The sequence below is a fragment of the Piscinibacter sp. HJYY11 genome (assembly GCF_016735515.1).
GTDB lineage: Bacteria > Pseudomonadota > Gammaproteobacteria > Burkholderiales > Burkholderiaceae_C > Rhizobacter.
Map to the genome: position 1 here is coordinate 3,550,821 of NZ_JAERQZ010000001.1, position 23,371 is coordinate 3,574,191.

Below are 23,371 nucleotides of genomic sequence, written 5' to 3' on the forward strand. Positions count from 1 at the left end.
CGCGATCACGGCTTGGCCGTTTGCGCGTCGTGCTTCTGCTTGGCGATGTTGGCGCTGGCGCGGTCCTGCTTGCGCTCGATCCGGGCGCGTTCGGCGCGGGTCACCTTGCCGTCGGCCTTGGCATTCGCTTCGGCGGCATTGATGCGTGCTTGCTGCTGCTCGAGGCGATAGGTTTCCTTCGCGTTCAGCTGGCCGGAAGCCACGCCGTTCTGGATGCGGGTGTCCTGGTTCGCCTCGCGCTTGTCGGCGCGCGGGGTGGCAGGGGCCGATGCGGCCTGGGCCAACGCGCCGAGGCTGGTGAAGGCGAGGGCGGCGGCAAGCGCCACGGGCTTGAACTTGATCATGAGAACTCCTGAAGGGTTGTGGATGTGTTGTGCGGCACACGCTGACAACGGCGGCGCACGAAGTGCGGCAGACAACCCGCCGGGTAAAGAACCGTGAAACAGCGCGGAAGGGACAGGGTCTTTGCCCAGCACCCAGGAAGGAGGCCACTCCTACAATGACTTCATGATCTCGCGCGAACCCACCCTGGAGCGCCTGGCCACCGCCAGGTCCTTGTTGCTGGAACCCTTCGGGCTCACCGACGCGACGCTGTCGAAAGCGCTCGCAACGATCGCCGAGCACCGGATCGACGACGCCGACCTCTACTTCCAGTACACGCGCAGCGAAGGCTGGAGCCTGGAAGAGGGCATCGTCAAATCGGGCAGCTTTGGCATCGACCAGGGTGTCGGCGTGCGGGCAGTGGCGGGCGAGAAGACCGCGTTCGCTTATTCCGACGACATCTCCGAAGCGGCCTTGCTCGACGCTGCCCAGACCGTGCGCACCATTGCCGCGGCCGGCCAGAGCAAGACGGTCAAGATCACCGGCCACCACCGCATCGCCGAGAGCCGCAAGCTTTACGCGCCGATGGACCCGATCGCCACGCTCGACAGCACGCAGAAGGTCGCGCTGCTGGAAAAGGTGGAAAAGCTCGCCCGCGCCAAGGACCCCCGCATCAAGCAGGTGATGGCCGGCGTGGCTGCCGAGTACGACGTGGTGCTCGTGGCCCGAGCCGACGGCACGCTCGCCGCCGACGTGCGCCCGCTGGTGCGCCTGTCGGTCACCGTGATCGCCGAGCAGACCGTCGAAGGCAAGGTGCGCCGTGAAGTGGGCAGCGGCGGCGGTGGTGGTCGTTTCGGCCTGGGCTATTTCCATGACAGCGTCATCGAGAGCTATGTCGACGATGCGGTGAAGGCGGCGCTGACCAACCTCGAAGCCCGCCCGGCAAAGGCCGGTGAGATGAGCGTGGTGCTCGGCCCGGGCTGGCCCGGCGTGCTGCTGCACGAAGCCGTGGGGCATGGCCTGGAAGGCGACTTCAACCGCAAAGGGTCGAGTGCCTTCAGCGGCCGCATCGGCCAGCGGGTGGCGGCCAAGGGCGTGACCGTGCTCGACGACGGCACCATCCCCGACCGCCGCGGCTCGCTCAACGTCGACGACGAGGGCAACCCGAGCCAGCGCAACGTGCTGATCGAAGACGGCATCCTGAAGGGCTACATCCAGGACTCGATGAACGCGCGCCTGATGGGCGTCAAGCCCACCGGCAACGGCCGCCGCGAAAGCTACGCCGCCATCCCCATGCCGCGCATGACCAACACCTACATGCTGGGCGGCGACAAGAGCAAAGAGGAAATCATCGCCGGCCTCAAGCGCGGCCTCTACGCCACCAACTTCGGCGGCGGGCAGGTCGACATCACCAGCGGCAAGTTCGTGTTCTCCGCCTCAGAGGCCTTCTGGGTCGAGAACGGCAAGATCCTCTACCCGGTGAAGGGCGCGACCATCATCGGCAACGGCCCCGACGCGCTCACGCGTGTCAGCGCCATCGGCAACGACATGAAGCTCGACACCGGCGTGGGCGTCTGCGGCAAGGAAGGGCAGAGCGTGCCGGTGGGTGTCGGCCAGCCGACGCTGCGCATCGACCGGCTGACGGTGGGCGGGACCGAATAACGGCCCCTTGCGGCCTCAGCGGCCGCCGGCCACCACGATCGTGGCGGGGCGTGCAGCTGGCAGGTTGACCGCGAACTCCGCGTTGTCGACCACCAGCCCGTCGGCTGCGGCGAGCATGGCCACCACCGACGCCTGGAGCTGGGCGCTGATCAGGCCATCGGCCTCGATCAGCTGCGCCACGGCATATTCGGCCGCAGCGGCACGCATGTCGTGGGTGATCAGGCCATCGGCCTGGGCCACGAGGGCGATGTCGCGCTGGTCGAGCCAGGCCTGCAATTGCACGGCGACCTGGGCATCGGAGGCGGCGGCCGCGCGGGCAGCGCTCAGCTGGGCGTCCTCGGTGGCGACGCTGGCGGTCGCGATCGTGAGCGTTGCCAGGGCCAGGCTGAAGCGGCGGAAGAAGGCGGTGCGGTTCATGGCGGTTCCCTCGTGATGGGTGGCTGTTGTGTCCAGCGGCGCACCGTGGGTGGCGCCATCAGGTGAAACCCATGCTATGGACGCCCCGGGCCACGGGATAGGAACTAGCGCACGCCGAACAATTCGTTACCACTCGCTCACCTGCGTGACGCCGCGCAAGTCGTCGAAAACTGCGCGCTTGACGGATCAACCCGGGCCCGTCTACATTGCCGGCCATGCGTTTCGCCAGCTTCTTCTTTGCCTACTTTTGGTTCTCGCACCGCACCGGCGGAGGAGAGGCAAGCGCGTAGGCAAACCTAAACGCAACAGCTCACCAAACCGCCGGGGCACCCCGGCGGTTTTTTTTTGCCCTGATCAGCCACACAGCCACCACGAACGAGGAGAACTCGAATGAACGCCAAGTCCAGCAGCGCCGCGGAGGGTTGGTATGCGCCCGTCGACAAGACCGGCCAGACCGACGATGAAAGGATCAAGGACGTGATGCCCCTGCCGCCCCCCGAGCACCTGGTGCGCTTCTTCCCGATTCGTGGCACGGCAGCCGAGGCCCTGATCGCCGAGACGCGCCAGCGCGTGCGCAACATCATGTCGGGCCGGGACGACCGCCTGCTCGTCATCATCGGCCCCTGCTCCATCCACGACCCGGCCGCCGCCGTCGACTACGCCCGCCGCCTGAAGGAGCAGCGCGAGAAGTACGCCGACACGCTGGAGATCGTGATGCGCGTCTACTTCGAGAAGCCGCGCACCACCGTCGGCTGGAAGGGCCTGATCAACGACCCCTACCTCGACGAGAGCTACCGCATCGACGAAGGCCTGCGCATCGCGCGCCAGCTGCTCACCGAAATCAACCGCCTGGGCGTGCCGGCCGGCAGCGAGTTCCTCGACGTGATCTCGCCGCAGTACATCGGTGACCTCATCAGCTGGGGCGCCATCGGTGCCCGCACCACCGAAAGCCAGGTGCACCGCGAGCTGGCCTCGGGCATCTCGGCGCCCATCGGCTTCAAGAACGGCACTGACGGCAACATCCGCATCGCGACCGACGCCATCCAGGCCGCCGCCCGCCCGCACCACTTCCTGTCGGTGCACAAGAACGGCCAGGTCGCCATCGTCGAGACCAAGGGCAACAAGGACTGCCACGTGATCCTGCGCGGCGGCAAGGCGCCCAACTACGACGCGGCGAGCGTCGAATCCGCTTGCAAGGACCTCGAAGCCGCCAAGCTGCCCGGCACGCTGATGGTCGACTGCTCGCATGCCAACAGCAGCAAGCAGCACGAGCGCCAGATCGACGTGGCCAAGGACATCGCCTCGCAGATCGCCCACGGCTCGCGCCGCATCTTCGGCGTGATGGTCGAGAGCCACCTCAAGGCCGGCGCGCAGAAATTCAGCGCGGGCAAGGACGACCCGGCGAAGCTTGCCTACGGCCAGAGCATCACCGATGCCTGCATCGGCTGGGACGACTCGCTGGAAGTGCTGAATGTCTTGAGCAATGCCGTGAAGGCGCGCCGCGGCTGAACGCGGGAAAGGCGTCTACTCGGAATCGCGCGCCAGTCGCTCGCGTTACTCCGAATCGCGAGCCAACCGCTCGCTCTTCCAGTAGACGTCGTCCCCACCCAACCCATCGAGGTTGGCGCGGTTGAGCACGCGGGCCAGCACGAAGAGCAGGTCGGAGAGGCGATTGAGGTACTGGCGCGGCTCGGGCCGCACCGTCTCACTGGCCGCGAGCGTGACCACCGACCGCTCGGCACGCCGCGCCACCGTGCGGCACACATGCGCGATCGACGCGCTGCGCGTGCCGGCCGGCAGGATGAACTCCTTCAGGCGCGGCAGCGTCGCGTTGTAGTGCGCGAGCGCCTCGTCGAGCCGCAGCACTGCGTCGGCCTTCAGGAGCTCGTAACCCGGGATCGACATCTCGCCCCCCAGGTTGAAGAGCTCGTGCTGGATCACCACCAGCAGCTCGCGCACATCGTCGGGCAGTGGCTCGGCCAGCAGCACGCCGATGTGCGAGTTGAGCTCGTCCACGTCACCCAGTGCCGCGATGCGAAGGTGGCTCTTGGGCACCCGCGTGCCATCGCCGAGGCCGGTGGTGCCGTCGTCGCCGGTGCGGGTGGCGATCTGGGTGAGGCGGTTGGACATCGTTTTTTCAGGTGTCGCCGACCTGCGACTCGTACTCGATGCCGCCGGTGAACTTGACGATGAGGTTGTAGATTGCGCAGGCGATGACCGTCATCACATAGCCCACCACCAGGTAGATCAGCGGGGCGAAGATCAGGAAGCCGACGCCCATGCCGGCACCGGTGGCGCCGTCGGGCGCGAAGGCCGCGGCGAAGAGGCCGAACGGCACCAGGAAGATCAGCGAGGTGACCGCGAACATGACGGCGGACACCTTCGCGTTCTGGTGCGGCGACAGGCGACGCACCTGGTGCTTCACGAAGGTGCCGCCTGCGATGTCGGCGACTTCGGCGCCGGGCGGGTTGTACGGGTTCTCGTTGGCCATGGTTCCCTCTCCTTGTTGGGTGTGAATGGGGCACGCGGCGGTGCCCGACGCATGGTATCGGCGAGGGGGTGCTACAGCAACCCGCTGCGCTTGACCGCGTGATAGCGGTTCACGAGCGTCACGGCCAGTGCATCCGGCTCCACGTCGACCGACAGCGCATCGTGGCCCGTCGTGCGGGCGAAAGCATCAGTGCGGGCTTGTGTGAAGAGGTGAGCGGTGGCCACTTCGACCGCGTGCCGGTCTTCGGTGATGGGCTGCGTGGCGAGCTCGCGCAGCACCCGTTCGCGCAGGCTCGCGACCAGCACGAGATGGCGGCTGCGCAAGAGCTTGAGCGCAGGCTTCAGCTCGGCGGCATCTTCGTCGCGGAAGTTGGTGAGCATGATGACGAGTGCCCGCTTGGGCTGCACCTTCAGCAACTCCTCGGCCGCCGCCAGGTAGTCGGAATGGGTGGCGCTCGGCTCGATGTCGTAGAGGCGGGCCATCAGCGCGTTGAGCGTGGCGCTGCCCTTGCGCGGCGCGAAGCGGCGGCCCTGGCCCGGCGCATGGCCGAAGGTCACCGCGCCGACCTCGTCGCCTTCCTTCAGGGCCACGTAGCTCAGGAGCATCAGCGCGTTGAGTGCTTGGTCGAAGTGGCTGCCGTCGCGTCGATCGCTGCCGGCCCCTTCGTCGGCGCGCATGCGGCGACCGCAGTCGAGCAGGAAGATCACGCGCTGGTCGCGCTCGTCCTGGAACTCGCGCACGATGGGCTTGCCGTGGCGCATCGTCGCCTTCCAGTCGATGTGGCGGATCGGGTCGCCGGGGCGGTATTCGGCAAGTTGCTTGAAGTCGGTGCCCATGCCGCGCTTCGGGTAGGTCTTGATGCCGATGCTGGCCAGGCGCCGGTCACCGGCCAGCCAGGCGTAGCGCGCCACGGCGGCGAAGTTGGGGTAGACGTGCAGGCGCTGCGGCTCGCCCACGGTGCGCAGCAGCTCGAAGCAACCGCCGCGCGAGCGCAGCCGCAGCTGCGTGGCGCCCAGGTGCACGGGGCCGCGCCGTTGGGGTGTCACCGTGTACTGCAGTTCGAGTTTCTTGCCCGCGGGCAGCTGCACTTGCTGGGGCAGGCCGTCGAAGGCCAGCTGCGGGTCGACCTCGTCGAAGACGGCCACGCGCCACCGCCACGGGCTGTCGTTGACCAGCGTGAGCTTGAGCACGCGCGGCACGCCGAGCGCGAGCGCGTCGGGCAGGGTGCGCACGGTGCGCAGCGGGGCCCGGCGCCAGGCGCGCCAGGTGAGCGCGAGGTCGAGCACGGCCCACAGCCCCGCGGCGGTCGCCGCACCGCTGGCGACCAGGCTCACGAGGGCCAGCGGTGCGCCGAGCAGCAACGCCGCCGCGCAGGCAGTGGCCGCACCGGCCAGCGCCAGCACCGCGTTGCGGCTGGGGATCAGCGCCGGCATCGTCTCAGAGCCGGGGGGCCTCGACGCTGTCGAGCACGCCGTCGAGCAGCTCGCCCACGCTGCGCCCTTCGAGCTGCGCATCGGGTGCCAGCAGCACGCGGTGGCGCAGCGCGGGCAGGGCGTGCAGCTTGATGTCGTCGGGCGTCACGAAATCGCGGTTCTGCATCAGCGCGGTGGCGCGCGCCGCACGCACCAGGGCGATGGCCGCGCGCGGGCCCGCGCCGGTGGCGAGGCCCGGCCAGTTGCGCGTGGCGCGCACGAGGCGCACGGCGTAGTCGAGCACCTTGTCGTCGGTGCGGATGAAGGCGACCATGCGCTGAAGCGTGAGCACCGAACGCTCGTCGACGCGCGGGGCCACGCCCTCGAGCGGGAACTGGTCGCCCGTCTGCTGCTCGGTCGTGCGCTTCACGATCGCCGTTTCCTCGTCGTGCGGCGGGTAGCCGATGTCGATCTTGAACAGGAAGCGGTCGAGCTGCGCCTCGGGCAGCGGGTAGGTGCCCTCGGTGTCGATCGGGTTCTGCGTCGCGAGCACCATGAAGGGCCGCGGCAGTGCATGCGTCTGGCCTTCGAGCGTGACCTGGTACTCCTGCATCACCTCGAGCAGCGAGGCCTGCGTCTTGGCCGGTGCGCGGTTGATTTCATCGGCCAGCAGCAGGTGGGTGAACACCGGCCCGCGGTGCACACGCAGCGTGCCGAGCGAGTTGGCATCGCCGCCGCGCGCGTCGAGCACCGCATGGCCGGTGATGTCGGACGGCATCAGGTCGGGTGTGAACTGCACCCGCGCGTATTGCAGCGACATCGCCTTCGCGAGCGAGCGCACGAGCAGCGTCTTGCCGAGCCCGGGCACGCCTTCGATCAGCACGTGGCCCGACGCCACGAGTGCGACCAGGATCTGGCCCACCGCCTGCGATTGGCCGACCACGGCCTTGCCCACCTCGTTGCGCAGTTCGTTGAGCAGGCCGGCTGCGCGCTCGATGTCCGTGGGTTTGAGTTGCATGGGAGGTCCTCAGTCTTTCTTCGATGGACGGGAAACGGGGGATGCCTTCTGCACCAGCAGCCGGCGCGCGGTTTCGAGCAGCTCGAGCGTGGCCGGCAGGTCGGTGCGCTTGCGGGCGAGGCTCTTGTCGAGCGCGGAGTTGAGCGCGGCGGCGTCTTGCCCGGTGTGCCTGGCGATGGCCGCGGCGCGCTGGCCGCGATCGAGCGTGTCGTAGAGGCGGATGTGGTTGCGGGCCGCAGTTTCCAGTGCGCGGATCTGCGCGGCCAGCAGCGCCTCGGGCCCCTGCTGGCGCAGGAACTGCGCGGTGCCGGCGATCTGCTCGGTCATCGAGCGTCGTGCATTCGGGGCACTGGCGGCCAAGGGGCCGAAGCGGCGGGCGGCGCGCCACAGCGCCAGCAGCAGCGCGGCAGCGCCCAGCAGCACCGCCGCCGCGGCCTCCTGCCACAGCCAGGTCAGCAACGACGGCCGCGCCTCCTCGGCCACGAACCACACCACTGCGCCGCGGCGTGCCTGCAGGGCCGCCACGGTGGCCAGGCCGTTGTCGAACTCGAGCACGCGGTTGTTGTCGAGCAGGTTCGAGGGCTGGATGACGGTGACCGAGCCGCGGCCCTTGGCCACGCGCAGCACGAAGGGGCCGTGGGGCCCGTCGATGGACCACAGCACCGGTGCGCTGGCCTGCAGCTTGCGGCCCGACACCAGGATGCCGCACAGCTTGTACTGGCGCGCTCCGCCCGGGTAGTACGGGGCCACGCCGTCCGGCTCGGCCGCGTCGTAACACCGCAGCTTGAACAGATCGCCGGGGCGGAAGGGGCGCCGCGCATTCCCTGGTGGCGAGGCTTCCTTGCTGTCATCGACCGAGTCATCGTCGGGCGCCTCGGGGTCCTCGTCTTCGTCGTCCTCGTCGCGCTCCGGATCGAGCAGCGTCACCGGCAGCCAGCGCTTGAGCTGCTGGTGGTTGAGGTCGTGGCTGAAGAGGACGAGGTGCCCACCGGCCTCCACCCACTGCTGCAGCCGTTGCGAGCGTTGGGGCACGAAGTCCCAGTGCCACGAGGTCAACAGCAGCGTGGCGCCCTGTGGCGGCAGTTGTGCCAGGTTCTCCGGCTTGGCGACCGTGGTGCCGAGCCGTCGCAGCAGCTCCTGCGTGGCGTGGTGGCGGTTGCGGGCCGCCTCGCCGCGCGGCGGCAGGGGCAGCTCGACCTCCACCCATTCGGTGTTGGCCGCGAGCCAGGCGACCACGCCCGCGAGCAGCAGCGCGAGCAGCGCGCGCAGGCCCCAGGTGCGCTGGTTCTCGGTGAGCGTCATGCGCCGGCTCCGCTGCTGCGCAGGTGCAGGTCGAAGTCACGGCACAGCGAGACGACGGTGTCGTTCTCGGGCAGGCGCGCGCCGTAGACGGCCACCTGCCAGGCCTGCACCAGGCGTCCGAAATAGGCGCTGCGCTCCGGGGCGAGGCGGCGTGCGGCCAGCGCCAGGCATTCGCCTTCGGTGCTGGCGGCGCGGATCGGCACCTGGTGCTGGTGCACCAGCCGCGACAGGGCGCCGCGGTACAGCAGCGACAGCGCAGCACGGTGCTCGCCCTTCTGCCACAGCGCAGCCGCCGCTTCGCCGATGCGATCGGGCAGGCTCTCGGGCCGGATGTCGAGGTCGCGCACATGGCTGGGCAGGGCACCGGCGGCCGTGCCCTTCACCGCCCCGGCGCGCACGCGGATCCAGTGGCGCAGGCCGACCAGGAGCAGGGCCACCATCACGAGCCCGACCACCCACACCGCCACGCGGCCCGCCTCGGTGAGCCAGCGCGAGAAGTTGCGCAGCCACGCCCAGGCGCTGTCGTCCTTGGGCGTCTCCTTCTTCTTGTCGGCCGTGTTGCGGTCCTTGAAGCGCAGCGTCTTCTGCAGGCGCTTGCCCGAGAGGCTCGGGTCCTGCTGCAGCTCGGCGACCTCGCGGCGCACCTGCTCGCGCGTGGGCGCGGAGGCGGCGTCTGCCGCATGGGCCGGGCCGGCCAGCAGGGCAGCGCTCAGGAGCACCGCTGCGATCGCCTCAGAACGCACGGCGGAACTCCTGCTCGATGTCCCAGGCCTCGAGCTGCACGCGGCGGTTGAGGTACATCGCAAAACCCGCGGCCACGTAGAAGGGCTCGAGCAGCGCGACGACCGCCGCGTAGACGCCGGCGGTGCACAGCGAGGCAAGGACGCTGTCGTCTTGACCGCGGCCCGCCATCCAGTTGAGGACGTCGCCGCGCAGCTCCTCGGGCGCGAACCACAGCGCCAATGCCAGCGTGCCGAAGGTGAGCGAGGTGGTGATGCAGGAAAAGGCGATCTGCATGCCGAGCGCTGCGCCCCGCTGCTGGCGCAGCAGCTGCTTGCGGCGTTGCCGGCGCGCCGTGCCCCGCTGGCCTTCGAGCTGGTAGATCGGCTGCGTGAAGGCCCGCCAGGGCGAGAACCGCCGCCAGAGCAGCGTGGTGATGAGCTGCCCACCCCACACGCTGCCCTTGGCCGCCCACAGGTCGGCAAAGCCGGTCGCCTGCCCGAACACCGCCCGCGACAGCACGAAGAGGATGCTGCGGTCCAGCCAGGGCTTGAGCCAGAAGATCAGCACGGGCGGAAGCCAGGGCGAGACCTCCACCGTCGCCAGCGCCAGCAACGCGAACACGAGGTACAGCGGCAGCCAGGTGCGCCAGAGCGAGCGGGCATGGGCCTGCACCAGGCGCACTCCCAGGTCCGACGCCTCCCACATGGGCCGCGGCCGCAGCTCCACCGCGATCGCATCAACCTGCATGCGTGCTCCCGGCGGCCGGTGCCGGCGCGCGGGCCGGCCGGCCCTGCAGGCCGAGGTAGGCGAAGACCAGCGCCCAGCACGCCGCCCCCACGCCGTACTTCACCTCCGCAGGCACCCAGCGGGCCGACGACCAGAAGGCCTCGATCGCGGCGGCGATGACGAGCATGCCGATCACGCCGTAGACGACCACGATGGCCTCGGCCGCCGCCCGGCGCAGCGCTTCCAGCCGCTTGTAGCGGCCCGGCGCGAGCAGTGCGTGCCCGAGCTGCAGGCCGGCCGCACCGGCCAGCACGATGGCCGTGAGCTCGAAGGCGCCGTGCGTGACGACGAAGGACCAGAAGTTCTCGACGTGGCCGCGCCCGGTCAGGTAGCCGGCGATGCCGCCGAGCATCACGCCATTGAAGACCATGAAGAAGATCGCCCCGAGCCCGAAGAAGATGCCCCCCGCGAAGCACTGGAAGCCGATGCCGATGTTGTGCATCACATAGTGGCCGAACATGGCCCAGTCGGTCTCGGCGCTGCGCGTGCGGCCGATCGCATGCTCGCTGCTGCTGTACATCTGGTCGAACTGCTGGGCCTGCTCGGCGCTGGTGATGTGCAGGATGAACCCCGGGTCGGCCCAGCAGGCCAGGCCCGCCGCGACGGCCGGCACGAGGAACAGCAGCGTGGCCGCCAGCAGGTGCCAGCGCTGGTGCCGCACCGCCTGCGGGAAGTCGATCAGCACCAGCTGGCGCAGCCGGGCGATGCCGTAGTCGTGGCGGCGGTAGATCAGGCGGTGCGCGCGTTGCGTCAGCAGCTCCAGGCGCTGCGTCAGGTGGATGGGGTAGGCGCGGGCCTGCGACAAGGCGAGGTGCTCGCAGGCGCGGCGGTAGAGCTCGGTGAGGCGCGCGCCGTCCAGCGGCCGGGGCTTGCCGGCGGACTTGGGTGGCTTGCCCTTCTCGTTGCCGCCTTTCGCTTTGTCTCGCCCCCGCTTTTCGGCACGGTCGAGCGTCTGCTCGAGCTCATCCCACAGCGGTGCGTTCTGGGCTTCGAAGAGGCGAGGTGTCATCGGCGGCCTCCGGTATCGCGGTTGCCCACCAGCCACTGCGCCACGCCGAGCAGACGGCCGGTGGCGTCGCCGCCCTGGCCCGGCGTGACCGAGCGCGCGAGCTGCGCCAGCTCGTCGAGCCGTGCCGGCGTGAGCCGCTTCGCGCGCCCGGCCCAGGCGACGATGGCCGCCTGCTCGCGCGGGGCCAGCGGGCGCACCGGCGCGGTGGCGGGGGCATCGGGCAGCTGGCCGTGCAGGGCCACGGTGTCGTCATAGACCACCAGCGTGCCGGCGGCGAGGTCGCCCAGGCGCTTGAAGTCGCGCCGCAGCAGCATGGTCAGGAGGCCGCTGGCATAGAGGAAGGGGAAGAAATCGGCCGCCCGCAGCAGGTTGCGCGTGATGGCGGCGGCAGGCGTGACGGGCAGGCCCGAGTCCATCACCACCTGCAGGCCGAAGATGCGCTTGCCGGGTGTCGCGCCCGAGCCCGTCAGCTCGAAGAACACCGGGTAGAACCACTCCAGCAGGAAGTAGCTCACCAGCAGCAGGCCCTGGCCCATGCCGCCGAGCGGGATCGCGGCGATCGACAGCACCATGAAGACCCCGAAGCGCACGCCCAGGTCGACCAGGTAGGCGAGCGCACGGGGTGCGGCGCCGGCGGGGCGCAGCGACAGGGCGATGCCCTCCGGCGTCTCGGCGGTGTACAGCGTGTCGAGGGACACGACGGCCTGGTGCTCGGCAGACACGTGTTGCACGTGTGGTGTGCGCCTCCCCGCGCATGGCATTGGTTTGCGGGCGGATTCTAGGGGGCGCCTTTCCCCGGGAAGCGCAGAATCGGTGCATTCGATCTGTCGTTGGAGCCTGCCCGTGAATGCCCCGCTTCCTTCCCATGTGCTGCCGCCAATGGAGCGCCGCCCGGTGCCGCCCGAGATGCACGAGGCCTTGCGCGCGCGCTTCGGCGAGCGCTGCTCGGCCGCGCTCGCGGTGCGCGAGCAGCATGGCCGCGACGAGTCGCCGTTCGACGTGCCGCCGCCCGACCTCGTCGTCTACTGCGAGAGCACGGAGGACGTGGCCTTCGTCGTGAAGCAGGCCGATGCGCACGCGGTGCCGGTCATTCCCTTCGGCGTGGGCTCCTCGCTCGAAGGCCACCTGCTCGCGGTGCAGGGTGGGGTGAGCATCGACCTCTCGCGCATGCAGAAGATCGTGTCGCTGCAGCCCGACGACCTCACGGTGACGGTGCAGCCCGGCGTGACGCGTACCCAGCTCAACAACGAGATCCGCCACAGCGGCCTCTTCTTCCCCATCGACCCCGGTGCCGACGCGAGCCTCGGCGGCATGACCGCCACCCGCGCCAGCGGCACCAATGCCGTGCGCTACGGCACGATGCGCGAAAACGTGCTGGGCCTGACCGTCGTCACGCCGCAGGGCGAGGTGATCCGCACCGGCACGCGGGCGCGCAAGTCGAGCGCCGGCTACGACCTCACGCGGCTGATGGTGGGCAGCGAAGGCACGCTGGGCGTGATGACCGAGATCACGCTGCGCCTGTACCCCTTGCCCGAGGCCGTGCTGGCGGCGGTGTGCACCTTCCCGACCGTGGACGCGGCGGTGCGCACCACGATCCAGGTCATCCAGCTCGGCGTGCCCATCGCGCGCTGCGAGCTGCTCGATGCGAACACCGTGCGCGCCGTCAACAAGCGCGACAAGCTGGGCCTGACCGAGGCGCCGATGCTGCTGATGGAATTCCACGGCAGCGACGCGGCCGTGGCCGAACAGTCGGCCACCGTGCAGGCGATTGCCGACGAGCTGGGCGGCCAGGGCTTCGAATGGGCCACCACGCCCGAAGCGCGCACGCGCCTGTGGGCGGCGCGTCACCATGCCTACCTCTCGGCCCTGCAGACCAAGCCGGGCTGCCGCGCGGTGACCACCGACACCTGCGTGCCCATCTCGCGCCTGGCCGACTGCATCAACGACAGCGTGGCCGAGGTCGAGGCGAGCGGGCTGTCGTATTTCCTGGTCGGCCATGTGGGCGACGGCAACTTCCACATGGGCTACCTGGTCGACCCGACCATCCCGGCCGAGCGCGACCTGGCCGAGCAGCTCAACCACCAGCTGGTGCAGCGTGCGCTCAAGGTGGGCGGCACCTGCACCGGCGAGCATGGCGTGGGGCTGCACAAGCAGGGATTCCTCGTCGAAGAAACCGGGGAGGGCGCCGTCTCGATGATGCGGACACTGAAGCAGGCGCTGGACCCGAAGAACATCATGAACCCTGGAAAGATCTTCAGTTAGCCCGGTCAAACCGCCCTCGTAGACTCGGCGGGTGAAGTCCCTCCCGCTGTCCCAACTGATCTCCCACACCGCCGACGCCGTGCAGGCCGTGCGCGCCGGCCGGTCGCTCAACGAGGCCCTCGCGCGTTGCCCCTCCGACGCGCGGCCCGGGGTGCAGGCCTTGTCGTTCGAGGTGCTGCGGCGCCTCGGGGCCGCACAGGCCGTTCGTGCCCGCCTCGCGCCCAAGACGCCCTCGCCACCCGTCGATGCGCTGCTGCTGACCGCACTGGCGCTGCTGTGGCCCGGTGCCCAGGACGGCGCCCGCTACGAGCCGCACACGGTGGTCGACCAGGCGGTCGATGCCGCCAAGCGCCGCTCGCAGTCGAGCGCCCCCTTCATCAATGCGGTGCTTCGCCGTTTTTTGCGCGAGCGCGAGGCGCTGGTGAAGGCCGCCGAGGCCGACCCGGTCGCCCACCACAACCACCCGCGCTGGTGGATCGACCGGCTTCGCGCCGACTGGCCTGCGCAATGGGAGTCGGTGCTGGCGGCGAACAACCACCACCCGCCGATGGCCTTGCGGGTGAACACCCGCCGCGGATCGGTCGAGGCCTACCGTGAGCGCTTGCGGCAGGCCGGCATCGCCGCGCGGCCGGCGGGCGCGCAGGGGCTGCTGCTCGGCTCGCCGGTGCCGGTGCAGCAGCTGCCCGGCTTCGCCGACGGCGACGTGTCGGTCCAGGACAGCGCCGCCCAGCTGGCCGCGCCCTTGCTGATCGGCCCGGGCCTCCCGCCCGGTGCCCGCGTGCTCGACGCCTGCGCCGCCCCGGGGGGCAAGACGGCGCACCTGCTCGAGCTGGCCGAGCTTGACGTGCTGGCCCTCGACGCCGACCCGGTGCGCCTCGAACGGGTGCACGACACCCTGCGGCGGCTGGGCCTGGCGGCTCGCAGCGTGGCCGCCGATGCCCGCCGGCCGGACAGCTGGTGGGACGGCCAGCCCTTCGACGCCATCCTGCTCGACGCACCGTGCAGCGCGTCCGGCATCGTGCGCCGCCATCCCGACGTGCGCTGGCTTCGCCGCGACAGCGACATCCCCGCCCTGGCCCGCACCCAGGGCGAACTGCTCGACGCGCTGTGGCCCCTGCTCAAGCCGGGTGGGCGCTTGCTTTACTGCACGTGCTCGGTCTTCAAGGCAGAAGGCCAGCAGGTGATCGACGCTTTTTTGCAACGCCGGGGGGCGGCAGATGCCGCGCTGCAGCCGACTGCGCCCGGCCACCTGCTGCCGCTGCCCGACAATTCGGACAACGGCGCGGCGCCCGCTTCAGGTGCATCGCCAGACGGCTTTTTCTACGCTCTGCTGGCCAAGGCTCCCTGACTTTTGCGCTGCGCCCGACCCACCCGCACCGTTTCTTTGCTGCTGCCTGCCTGGATCCGGTTGCTTGTCGGCTGGGTGCGCGGTGCGGCCGGGGCAGTGCTGGCCGCGCTGGTCCTCACGCTGGGGGCGGGGGGCGCGGCGCAGGCCGAGCCGGTCACCCTCGACAGCTTCGAGCTGGCGCGCACCGATGACGGCCTGGTGCTCAGCTTCGCGGCCCGTTTCGAGCTGTCCAAGCCCATCGAGGAGGCCTTGCAGAAGGGCGTGCCGCTCTTCTTCGTGGCGCAGGCCGAGGTCTTTCGCGACCGCTGGTACTGGACCGACAAGCGCCTGGCCAACGCCACCCGCACCTGGCGCCTGGCCTTCCAGCCGCTGACCCGCAAGTACCGCGTCACCTATGGCGGCCTGAGCCAGCACTACGACAACCTGTCGGATGCGCTGGTGGCGGTGAGCCGCAGCGTCAACTGGAAGCTCGTCGACGCCTCGCAGCTCGATGACGGCAAGGTCTACGTCGAGTTCAGCTACCAGCTCGACACCGCGCAGATGCCGCGCCCGATGCAGATCGGCATCGGTGGCCAGTCCGACTGGTCGCTCAAGGCTGAGCGCGTCCGCCGGTTGAATTGAGCCCCGAAGGCAGTCGACGATGACCAAGGCCACCCGCTGGGCATGGATCATCTCCCTCGTCGCGGTGACGGGCGCCGGCCTGGTGCTCGTCTTCCTGCTCTCGCTCGCCACCAACAGCCGCGGCCTCTACGAGCGCCACTACGTGTGGCTGTTCTGGGTCAACGTGGTGGTGGCTTCGCTGCTCGTGCTGGTGATCGGCATCGCCGGCGTGCGGCTCTTCTTGCGCGTGCGGCGGGGCAAGTTCGGCAGCCGCCTGCTGCTGCGCCTGGCCGCGGTGTTTGCGATGGTGGGCGTGGTGCCGGGCCTGCTGATCTACGTGGTGTCGTACCAGTTCGTCTCGCGCAGCATCGAGAGCTGGTTCGACGTGAAGGTCGAGGGCGCCCTCGACGCGGGCCTGAGCCTCGGCCGCGGAACGCTCGATGCGCAGGTCAACGACCTCGTCACCAAGACGCGCCTCGCGGCCGAGCGCCTGAGCGACACACCCAACCCGGTGCCGCCGCTCGCGCTCGAGCGGCTGCGCGAGCAGCTCTTCGCCCAGGAGGTGACGCTGCTCGGGCCGAGCGGGCAGGTGCTCGTCACCGCCGGTGGGCTGACCGGCGCCGGAGCACCCGAGCGGCCCAGCCCGCTGCTGCTGCGCCAGGCCCGCAGCGCGCGCATCGTCGGTCAGCTCGAAGGGCTGGACGAAGACACCGCCGCGCAATCCGGCAGCGCGCGCATCCGGGCGCTCGCGCACATGCCGAGCGACAGCATCGCGCTCGGCTCGCAAGACCGCTTCCTGATGGTGACGCAGCTGCTGCCGAGCGCGATGGTCACGCAGGCGCTGGCCGTGCAGGCGGCCTACCGCGAGTACCAGCAGCGGGCCTTGGCACGTGATGGTTTGCGCCGCATGTACATCGGCACGCTGACACTCACGCTGATCCTCGCGGTGTTCGGCGCGCTGCTGCTCGCGGTGACGCTTGGCAACCAGCTCGCGCGCCCGCTGCTCGTGCTGGCCGAGGGCGTGCGGCAGGTGGCGCGCGGCGACCTCACGCGCAAGCCGGTGTTCGCGTCGAAAGACGAACTGAGCGGCCTCACCCGATCGTTTGCCGACATGACCGAGCAGCTTTCCGAAGCGCGCTCGCTGGTGCAGCGCAGCCTCGCGCAGCTGGAGGCCGCACGCACCAACCTGCAGACCATCCTCGACAACCTCACCGCCGGCGTCATCGTGTTCGACCGCGATGGCCACATCGACACCGTGAACCCCGGTGCCACGCGCATCTTGCGGCTGCCGGTCTCGGCCTACCGGGGCCGCACGCTCGACGAGGTGCCGGGCCTGCAGGAGTTTGCCGCCGCCGTGAAGCAACGCTTCGACCAGCACCAGGACAGCCCCGAGGCCGGCGAGCGCGACCACTGGCAAGACGCCTTCGACCTGCAGACGGCCGACCGGGTCAATGGCGAGAAGGACGGCGACAAGATCACGTTGCTCGTGCGCGGCGCCGCCATGCCCCATGCCGGCCGGCTGATGGTGTTCGACGACATCACCGAGGTGGTGTCGGCCCAGCGTGCCGAGGCGTGGAGCGAAGTGGCGCGCCGCCTTGCGCACGAGATCAAGAACCCGCTCACGCCCATCCAGCTCTCAGCCGAGCGCCTGCAGCACAAGCTCGAGTCCAAGCTCGAAGGGTTGGACCAGGCCATGCTCGCGCGCTCGGTGGGCACCATCGTGAACCAGGTGCAGGCGATGAAGCAGCTGGTCAACGAGTTCCGCGACTACGCGCGCCTGCCGGCCGCCAAGCCACAGGCGCTCGAGCTCAATGCCCTGGCCACCGAGGTGCTCGCGCTCTACGCCACCGCACAGGAGGCGGGCCGCCTCAAGGCCGAGCTCGCAACCGGGCTGCCGCAGATCATGGGTGACGCGTCGCAGCTGCGACAGGTCATCCACAACCTCGTGCAGAACGCGCTCGACGCCATCGCCGATCGGCCCGACGGCTGCATGCGCCTGCGCACCGAGATCGCCCGCACCGAGCAGGGCGAGCTGCGCGCCGTGCGGCTGCAGGTCATCGACAACGGCCCGGGCTTTTCGGAAAAGGTGCTCAAGCGCGCCTTTGAGCCCTACGTCACGACCAAGACACGCGGCACCGGCCTCGGGCTTGCAGTCGTGAAGAAGATCGCCGACGAGCACGGCGCCCGCATCCGCCTGTCCAACCTCACCTACACGGGCCCGGGTGGGGCCGAGGTGGCGGGGGCACAAGTTTCGCTATCATTTTCGAAATTTGCGCCGGCCGACAGCCCTGCAGCTGTTTCTCCAGCACCTCCCGAGGCCAGTGCGCACTGAGGATTCATGGCCACCATTCTTGTTGTCGACGACGAACTGGGCATCCGCGCCCTGCTGTCCGAAATCCTGAGCGATGAAGGCCACAGCGTCGAGCTGGCCGAGAACGCAGCTCAGGCGCGCGCCATCCGCGAACGCGTGCGCCCCGACCTCGTGCTGCTCGACATCTGGATGCCCGACGTCGACGGCATCACCCTGCTCAAGGAATGGGGCGCATCGGCCATGCTGACCATGCCGGTGATCATGATGTCCGGCCACGGCACCATCGATACCGCGGTCGAGGCCACCAAGGTCGGCGCGATGGCCTTCCTCGAAAAGCCGATCACGCTGCAGAAGCTGCTGCGTGCGGTCGAGCAGGCGCTCGCCAAGCCGGCAGCCCGTGCGGCGGCGAGCGGCGCCAACAACAACCACGGGTCGGCGCTGCCATCACGCCTGGACGGGGGCCTCACCCTCGAGGGCGCCATCGCGGGCTCACCGATGATGCCCGTCGCCCCGCTGGTGCTCGGGCCGCAGCCGGAGCAGCTCTTCGAGCTCGACCGCCCGCTCCGTGAAGCGCGTGATGCCTTCGAGAAGAGCTACTTCGAGTTCCACCTGGCCAAGGAGAACGGCAGCATGACGCGGGTCGCCGAAAAGACAGGCCTCGAGCGCACCCACCTGTACCGCAAGCTCAAACAATTGGGTGTCGACCTCAGCCGCAACAAACGTGGCGCAGGCGGGAACTGAGAGTGGCTATAATCGCGGGCTCGCTTTCCAGAATGACGGCCAAGTAGCTCAGTTGGTAGAGCAGCGGATTGAAAATCCGCGTGTCGGTGGTTCGATTCCGCCCTTGGCCACCAAATGAAAAGGCTCCCCGTTCGGGGAGCCTTTTTTGTTGGCCGTCACGCGAGGCCCGCGGTCGGGCTGGCGGTGGCGCCGGGCGCTGTCTCGGTCGGCTCGACCGGCGGCGGGACGGGCTTCTCGTCCGCCGCCTCGTCATTGCTCGCCAGCCGGTTGCAGTAGAGCAGGAGCTCGTCGATCTCGTTTGACTTGTCGAACACGCAATCGGCGCCCAGCTCCAGGCAGCGGTTGCGCATCTCCGGGGTCGCGTGGTTGCTGAAGACCACCCACTTCGCCGGCTTGTAGACGCCGGCGCCGGCCTTCAGCACGCCAAGGCCCGAGCCGCCCTTGAGGTAGATGTCGACGATCACGAGGTCACAGTCGTCGGGCCGCTGGTGGTCGCCCATCCAGTTGAGGGCGGTGAGCTCGTCTTCTGCCGTGCCCACCACTTCGACCGGCACGGACTCTTCCAGCAACGCGACGAGGCTTTCTCGGATGACGGGGCTGTCTTCGACGATGTAGGTCTTGAGCGCGTGCATCGGTCGCTCCCTGTCATCGCATGCGGATTTCGCCGTGCTGCGTCATGTCGCGCGGCGGGCGGCCGGTGACAGCCGCCTTGGCCATCGTGATCAGCTGCACGAGCTTGCTGGACTTCACGTCCCAGTAGTCGGCGTGGGTGATCTGGATCTGCACGAGCGCGAGGTCCGGGTCGTTGGGGCCCTGCGGGAACCACGCCTCGTTCATCTTGTTCCAGAGCTGCTCCTTCTTGGCCGGGTTGTCGACCACGCGGGCCAGGCCCGAGACCGAAACGTAGGCGTCCTTGTCGGGGTCGGAATAGGCCACGTTGACCTCAGGGTCGGCGCGCAGGTCGGCCACCGGCTCGCCGCTCGCCGACATGAAGAACCACAGGCTGCTGTCCTCGTCGAGGCGCGTGTTCTGCGTGGTCATCGGGCGCGAATGCAGGTGTCCGTTGCGATGGTGGGTGGTGAACATCGCGAACTTGATGTCCTTGATCAGGTCCCAGAGCTTCTCGCGGGAGGAGGTGTCTCGATCGTCCATGGGGTGCTCCTGGTTCGTTGGGGGGTGACCACTCGTCGATGGCCCATGCGACGATTGAACCAGCCACCCTTCTTCGAAGCGATCAGCCACGGGCGCCTCCGCGTGTAGGAGCTGTCCGGTCTTCCAACACCGAAAACACCAATGCCCCACGACGTCAGTCTGATTTCCACCATCGCCGCCGGCTTCGGTCTCGCGCTCGTCTTCGGGTTCATCGCCGCGCGGCTGAAGGTGCCGCCGCTGGTGGGCTATCTGCTGGCGGGCATCCTGATCGGGCCCGCCACACCGGGCTTCGTCGCCGACGTGGGCCTGGCCGGCCAGCTGGCCGAGATCGGCGTGATGCTGCTGATGCTGGGCGTGGGGCTGCACTTCTCGGTGGACGACCTGATGGCGGTGCGGCGCATCGCGATCCCGGGCGCGGTGCTGCAGATCGCGGTGGCCACGGTGATGGGCCTCGGCGTGGGCTACGCATGGGGCTTCGGCCTGGGCGGCTCGCTGGTCTTCGGCCTGTGCCTGTCGGTTGCGAGCACGGTGGTGCTGCTGAAGGCGCTGGAAGCGCGGGGCGTGCTCGAGTCGATGAACGGCCGCATCGCCGTCGGCTGGCTGGTCGTCGAAGACCTGGTGATGGTGCTCGTGCTGGTGCTGCTGCCACCGCTCGCGCCGCTGCTCGGCGGCCAGGCGGCCGCGGGGCATGAGGCGGGCGGCCAGGGCCTCTGGGCCACGCTCGGCATCACCTTCGCCAAGGTGGCGGCCTTCATCGCGCTGATGCTGATCGTCGGCCGGCGCGTCTTTCCCAAGCTGCTGTGGTGGGTGGCCAAGACCGGCTCGCGCGAGCTTTTCACGCTGTGCGTGGTGGCCGCGGCGGTGGGCGTGGCGTTTGCGTCGGCCAAGCTCTTCGACGTGTCGTTCGCGCTCGGCGCCTTCTTCGCCGGGATGATGATGCGCGAGTCGGAGTTCAGCCACCGCGCGGCCGACGAGTCGCTGCCGCTGCGCGACGCGTTCTCCGTGCTCTTCTTCGTCTCGGTCGGCATGCTCTTCGACCCGATGGTGCTGCTGCAGGAGCCGCTGCGCGTGCTGGTGGTCGTGGCCATCATCATGGTCGGCAAGACGCTCGCGGCGGTCGCACTCGTGCTGGCCTTCCGCTACCCGATGAACAGCGCGCTCACCGTCGGGGCGAGCCTCGCGCAGATCGGCGAGTTCTCGTTCATCCTCGCCGGGCTCGGCATGGCGCTCGGGCTGCTGCCACAGGCCGGGCACAGCCTGATCCTCGCCGGCGCGCTGATCTCGATTGCGCTCAACGCGCTGCTCTTTCGCGCCATCGAGCCGGTCCAGAACTGGCTGCGCGAACGCTCGCCGCTCGCACGCCGCCTGGAGATGCGCGACGACCCGCTGGCCGAGCTGCCGACCTCGGTGCACCCGGCGTTCCTGAGCGGTCAGGTGGTGCTGGTGGGCTATGGCCGTGTGGGCCGCCGCATCGCGCAGCAACTCGACGAGCACCATGTGCGCTACGTGGTGGCCGAGCAGAACCGCGAGCGGGTGGAAGAGCTTCGCTCGCGCAACGTGCCGGCGGTCAGCGGCGATGCCACCGACCCCGGCGTGCTGATCCAGGCCCACATCGCGCAGGCCGGCATGCTGGTCGTTGCCACGCCCGACACCTTCGGTGCGCGCCAGATGATCCAGACGGCGAAGACACTCAACCCCACCATCGAAGTCGTGGTGCGCGCGCACAGCGACGACGAAGCCGCGCTCATCACGCAGGAGCAGCTGGGCACCGTCTTCATCGGCGAGCACGCGCTCGCCGCCACCATGGGCTCGCACGTGCTGTCGCGCATGCGCCCGCCCGGTCATTGAAACAGGCCGCTGACAACCGGTAACCAGCACCGGCACTCTTCCTGCTGCAATCGGCTTTCGCCTGCCGGGGCGGCGCGGGGCTGACGCAAGCCGTCGCTCCGCCGCGCTCGCGCTGACGCGAATTGACACTTGATCAAACAGGGAGGCCCATGCCGGACCGTTGCACCACCTCACCGAAGCCGACCCCGCCCGGCGCACCGCGCTGGCAGCGTGCGGTGGTGGGCGCTCTCTTCGCGGCCGTGCTCGCCGGATGCGGTGGCGGCGGAGGGGGCGGTGGCGGCGGCAGCGCGCCCGCGCCGGCCCCGGGTTCGCCGACGCCTCCCCCACCTCCGTCTTCGCCGCCTCCGCCCCCGCCCGCGCCGGCCCCGGCCACCATGTCGCAGCGCGATGCGGTGCGCCTCGCCGACCAGGCCAGCTTCGGCCCCACCGAGTCGCTCGTCACCGCCATCCGCGCGCAGGGCGCGTCGGCGTGGGTCGCGGCGCAGATGCAGCTCAACACCTCGCGCTACACCAGCGGTGGTGGGGGCGAGGTACACCAGTACACCGGCGCCGGCGAGTTCTGCAACGGCCGCGGCACCAACTGCTGGCGCGACTGGTACTCCACCGAGCCGCTGCTGTCCGACTTCTACCGCAACGCCCTCGGCCAGCAGGACCAGCTGCGCCAGCGCGTGGCCTACGCGCTGCAGCAGATCGTCGTCGTGAACAACCTCGACGTCTCGGGCACCTATGGCTTTCGCAACTACCACAACGTGCTGATCCGCGAGGCCTTCGGCAACTACCGGCAGGTGCTGAAGAAGGTGTCGCTGTCGCCGGTGATGGGCGACTTCCTCAACAACGCCAACAACGACAAGGACGCGCCGAACGAGAACTTCGCGCGCGAGTTGCTGCAGCTCTTCTCCATCGGCACCTGCGAGCTCAACGCCGACGGCACGCTGCGCAACGGCGCCTGCACGCCGACCTACACCAACGAGCAGGTGCGGGCCTACGCCTATGCGCTCACCGGCTGGACATACCCTTCGGGCGGTGCCACTTCCTACGGCTGCTACCCGACCGGCGCCAACTGCCGCTACTACGGCGGCGCCAACGACGGCGACATGGTGCCCGTCGCCCGCTACCACGACACCGCCGCCCGCACGCTGCTCAACGGCTACTCGCTCGCTGCCGGACACACGGCCGCGCAGGCGCTCGAGACCGTGCTCGACAGCGTGATGACGCACCCCAACACCGCGCCCTTCATCGGCAAGCAGCTGATCCAGCACCTGGTCAGCAGCAACCCCTCGCCGGCCTACGTGGGCCGCGTCGCCAACGCATTCGTGACCGGACGCTACGGAAGTTTCGGCGGCGGCCAGCGTGGCGACCTCGCCGCCACCGTCGCCGCCGTGCTGCTCGACGCGGAAGCGCGCGGCGACAGCCCCGGCCGCAGCGCTGGCCGCCTGCGCGAGCCGGTGCTGATGTTCACCGGCGTGCTACGTGGCCTGGCCGGCACCACCGACGGCGACGCCCTCAGCTGGTGGTGGGGCCAGCAGCTGCGCCAGCACATGTTCCGTGCGCCCTCGGTCTTCAACTTCTACCCGCCCGACTACCCGGTGGCCGGCACCTCGTTGGTGGGCCCGGCCTTCGGCATCCACAACGCGAGCACCGCGCTCGCGCGGCTCAACTACCTCACCTACCTGCTCGACTGGGGCGGCACGCCGGCGGCCAACAGCGGCGCGGCCAACCCGCTCGGCACGCTCGTCAACCTGTCGGCCTACACCGCCGATGCCACCGACGCCGGCGTGCTGGTCGACCGCCTCTCCAACCTGGCGCTCGGCCGCACGCTCACCGGCACGGCACGCAGCGAGGTGGTGCGTGCGACCGAATGGTGGACGTCCTCGCGCGACCCGGCCAACTGGCGCGTCAACCGCGTGAAGACCGCCGCCTTCCTGATCTACGGTTCCCCGCACTACCACGTGCAACGCTGAGGACGAT

The 23,371-nt window shown here is 69.6% G+C and carries 22 protein-coding genes and 1 tRNA gene; 10 read left to right on the top strand and 13 right to left on the bottom strand.

Features of this window, described 5'->3' with window-relative positions; translation table 11 throughout:
* Positions 1 to 5: 5 nt before the first annotated feature.
* Positions 6 to 344 (bottom strand): hypothetical protein, encoded by a 339-nt coding sequence (locus JI745_RS16515; protein ID WP_201809214.1) that lies wholly within the window; start codon positions 342 to 344, stop codon positions 6 to 8.
* Between the two features lie 163 nt (positions 345 to 507).
* Here JI745_RS16515 and tldD point away from each other — a divergent pair, with 163 nt between their 5' ends.
* Positions 508 to 1,983, top strand: coding sequence for a metalloprotease TldD (gene tldD / locus JI745_RS16520; protein ID WP_201809222.1), 1,476 nt, complete (start codon positions 508 to 510; stop codon positions 1,981 to 1,983).
* Between the two features lie 15 nt (positions 1,984 to 1,998).
* Here the strand turns inward: tldD and JI745_RS16525 are convergent, their stop codons facing one another.
* Complete coding sequence (locus JI745_RS16525) at positions 1,999 to 2,400, bottom strand: hypothetical protein (RefSeq protein ID WP_201809225.1); 402 nt, start codon at positions 2,398 to 2,400, stop codon at positions 1,999 to 2,001.
* A 390-nt stretch (positions 2,401 to 2,790) separates the two neighbouring features.
* Between JI745_RS16525 and JI745_RS16530 the strand changes: the two genes are divergently transcribed.
* Positions 2,791 to 3,909 carry a 3-deoxy-7-phosphoheptulonate synthase gene (locus JI745_RS16530; protein WP_201809228.1) on the top strand — a complete coding sequence of 373 codons (1,119 nt, stop codon included), beginning with the start codon at positions 2,791 to 2,793 and terminating at the stop codon, positions 3,907 to 3,909.
* 45 nt (positions 3,910 to 3,954) lie between these two features.
* On the opposite strand, the gene JI745_RS16535 is transcribed toward JI745_RS16530, so the two are convergent.
* The 9 genes from JI745_RS16535 to JI745_RS16575 form a co-directional block, all read right to left on the bottom strand.
* The gene (locus tag JI745_RS16535; RefSeq protein ID WP_201809236.1) at positions 3,955 to 4,530 is read right to left on the bottom strand and encodes a cob(I)yrinic acid a,c-diamide adenosyltransferase; all 576 of its coding nucleotides are present in this window, start codon (positions 4,528 to 4,530) and stop codon (positions 3,955 to 3,957) included.
* 7 nt (positions 4,531 to 4,537) lie between these two features.
* Positions 4,538 to 4,891: a hypothetical protein gene (locus JI745_RS16540; RefSeq protein ID WP_201809239.1), complete on the bottom strand. Its 354-nt coding sequence runs from the start codon at positions 4,889 to 4,891 to the stop codon at positions 4,538 to 4,540.
* A gap of 71 nt (positions 4,892 to 4,962) precedes the next feature.
* Complete coding sequence (locus JI745_RS16545) at positions 4,963 to 6,324, bottom strand: DUF58 domain-containing protein (protein WP_201809242.1); 1,362 nt, start codon at positions 6,322 to 6,324, stop codon at positions 4,963 to 4,965.
* Positions 6,325 to 6,328: 4 nt separating this feature from the next.
* Entirely contained in the window at positions 6,329 to 7,321 is a 993-nt protein-coding gene (locus JI745_RS16550; RefSeq protein WP_201809245.1) for a MoxR family ATPase, read from the bottom strand.
* A 9-nt stretch (positions 7,322 to 7,330) separates the two neighbouring features.
* Entirely contained in the window at positions 7,331 to 8,623 is a 1,293-nt protein-coding gene (locus JI745_RS16555; RefSeq protein ID WP_201809248.1) for a DUF4350 domain-containing protein, read from the bottom strand.
* Positions 8,620 to 9,366 carry a DUF4129 domain-containing protein gene (locus JI745_RS16560; protein ID WP_201809251.1) on the bottom strand — a complete coding sequence of 249 codons (747 nt, stop codon included), beginning with the start codon at positions 9,364 to 9,366 and terminating at the stop codon, positions 8,620 to 8,622. The genes JI745_RS16555 and JI745_RS16560 overlap by 4 nt, the downstream gene beginning before the upstream one ends.
* On the bottom strand, positions 9,356 to 10,093 hold the full coding sequence (locus JI745_RS16565; protein WP_201809254.1) for a hypothetical protein: 738 nt from the start codon (positions 10,091 to 10,093) through the stop codon (positions 9,356 to 9,358). Before JI745_RS16565 ends, JI745_RS16560 begins: the two co-directional genes overlap by 11 nt.
* Positions 10,083 to 11,141 (bottom strand): stage II sporulation protein M, encoded by a 1,059-nt coding sequence (locus JI745_RS16570; RefSeq protein ID WP_201809257.1) that lies wholly within the window; start codon positions 11,139 to 11,141, stop codon positions 10,083 to 10,085. The genes JI745_RS16565 and JI745_RS16570 overlap by 11 nt, the downstream gene beginning before the upstream one ends.
* Entirely contained in the window at positions 11,138 to 11,872 is a 735-nt protein-coding gene (locus tag JI745_RS16575) for an RDD family protein (protein ID WP_310738664.1), read from the bottom strand. The genes JI745_RS16570 and JI745_RS16575 overlap by 4 nt, the downstream gene beginning before the upstream one ends.
* 112 nt (positions 11,873 to 11,984) lie before the next feature.
* Between JI745_RS16575 and JI745_RS16580 the strand changes: the two genes are divergently transcribed.
* The 6 genes from JI745_RS16580 (at position 11,985) to JI745_RS16605 (ending at position 18,516) form a co-directional block, all read left to right on the top strand.
* Entirely contained in the window at positions 11,985 to 13,403 is a 1,419-nt protein-coding gene (locus JI745_RS16580) for an FAD-binding oxidoreductase (protein WP_201809268.1), read from the top strand.
* 31 nt (positions 13,404 to 13,434) lie between these two features.
* Positions 13,435 to 14,751: a 16S rRNA (cytosine(967)-C(5))-methyltransferase RsmB gene (gene rsmB, locus JI745_RS16585; RefSeq protein ID WP_201809277.1), complete on the top strand. Its 1,317-nt coding sequence runs from the start codon at positions 13,435 to 13,437 to the stop codon at positions 14,749 to 14,751.
* A gap of 36 nt (positions 14,752 to 14,787) precedes the next feature.
* Positions 14,788 to 15,372 carry a DUF4390 domain-containing protein gene (locus JI745_RS16590; RefSeq protein ID WP_201809278.1) on the top strand — a complete coding sequence of 195 codons (585 nt, stop codon included), beginning with the start codon at positions 14,788 to 14,790 and terminating at the stop codon, positions 15,370 to 15,372.
* Positions 15,373 to 15,391: 19 nt separating this feature from the next.
* A complete protein-coding gene (locus JI745_RS16595; protein ID WP_201809292.1) occupies positions 15,392 to 17,683 on the top strand; it encodes an ATP-binding protein in 2,292 nt (763 codons plus the stop codon).
* 6 nt (positions 17,684 to 17,689) lie between these two features.
* Positions 17,690 to 18,403: a response regulator gene (locus tag JI745_RS16600; protein ID WP_201809295.1), complete on the top strand. Its 714-nt coding sequence runs from the start codon at positions 17,690 to 17,692 to the stop codon at positions 18,401 to 18,403.
* Positions 18,404 to 18,440: 37 nt separating this feature from the next.
* Positions 18,441 to 18,516, top strand: a tRNA-Phe gene (locus tag JI745_RS16605).
* Between the two features lie 42 nt (positions 18,517 to 18,558).
* Here the strand turns inward: JI745_RS16605 and JI745_RS16610 are convergent.
* Both JI745_RS16610 and JI745_RS16615 read right to left on the bottom strand, forming a co-directional pair.
* Complete coding sequence (locus JI745_RS16610; RefSeq protein ID WP_201809298.1) at positions 18,559 to 19,035, bottom strand: response regulator transcription factor; 477 nt, start codon at positions 19,033 to 19,035, stop codon at positions 18,559 to 18,561.
* 13 nt (positions 19,036 to 19,048) lie between these two features.
* Positions 19,049 to 19,555 (bottom strand): pyridoxamine 5'-phosphate oxidase family protein, encoded by a 507-nt coding sequence (locus JI745_RS16615; protein ID WP_201809301.1) that lies wholly within the window; start codon positions 19,553 to 19,555, stop codon positions 19,049 to 19,051.
* 141 nt (positions 19,556 to 19,696) lie between these two features.
* Here JI745_RS16615 and ybaL point away from each other — a divergent pair, with 141 nt between their 5' ends.
* Both ybaL and JI745_RS16625 read left to right on the top strand, forming a co-directional pair.
* Complete coding sequence (gene ybaL / locus JI745_RS16620) at positions 19,697 to 21,403, top strand: YbaL family putative K(+) efflux transporter (RefSeq protein WP_201809305.1); 1,707 nt, start codon at positions 19,697 to 19,699, stop codon at positions 21,401 to 21,403.
* 149 nt (positions 21,404 to 21,552) lie between these two features.
* Entirely contained in the window at positions 21,553 to 23,364 is a 1,812-nt protein-coding gene (locus JI745_RS16625; protein WP_201809313.1) for a DUF1800 family protein, read from the top strand.
* Positions 23,365 to 23,371 lie beyond the last annotated feature (7 nt).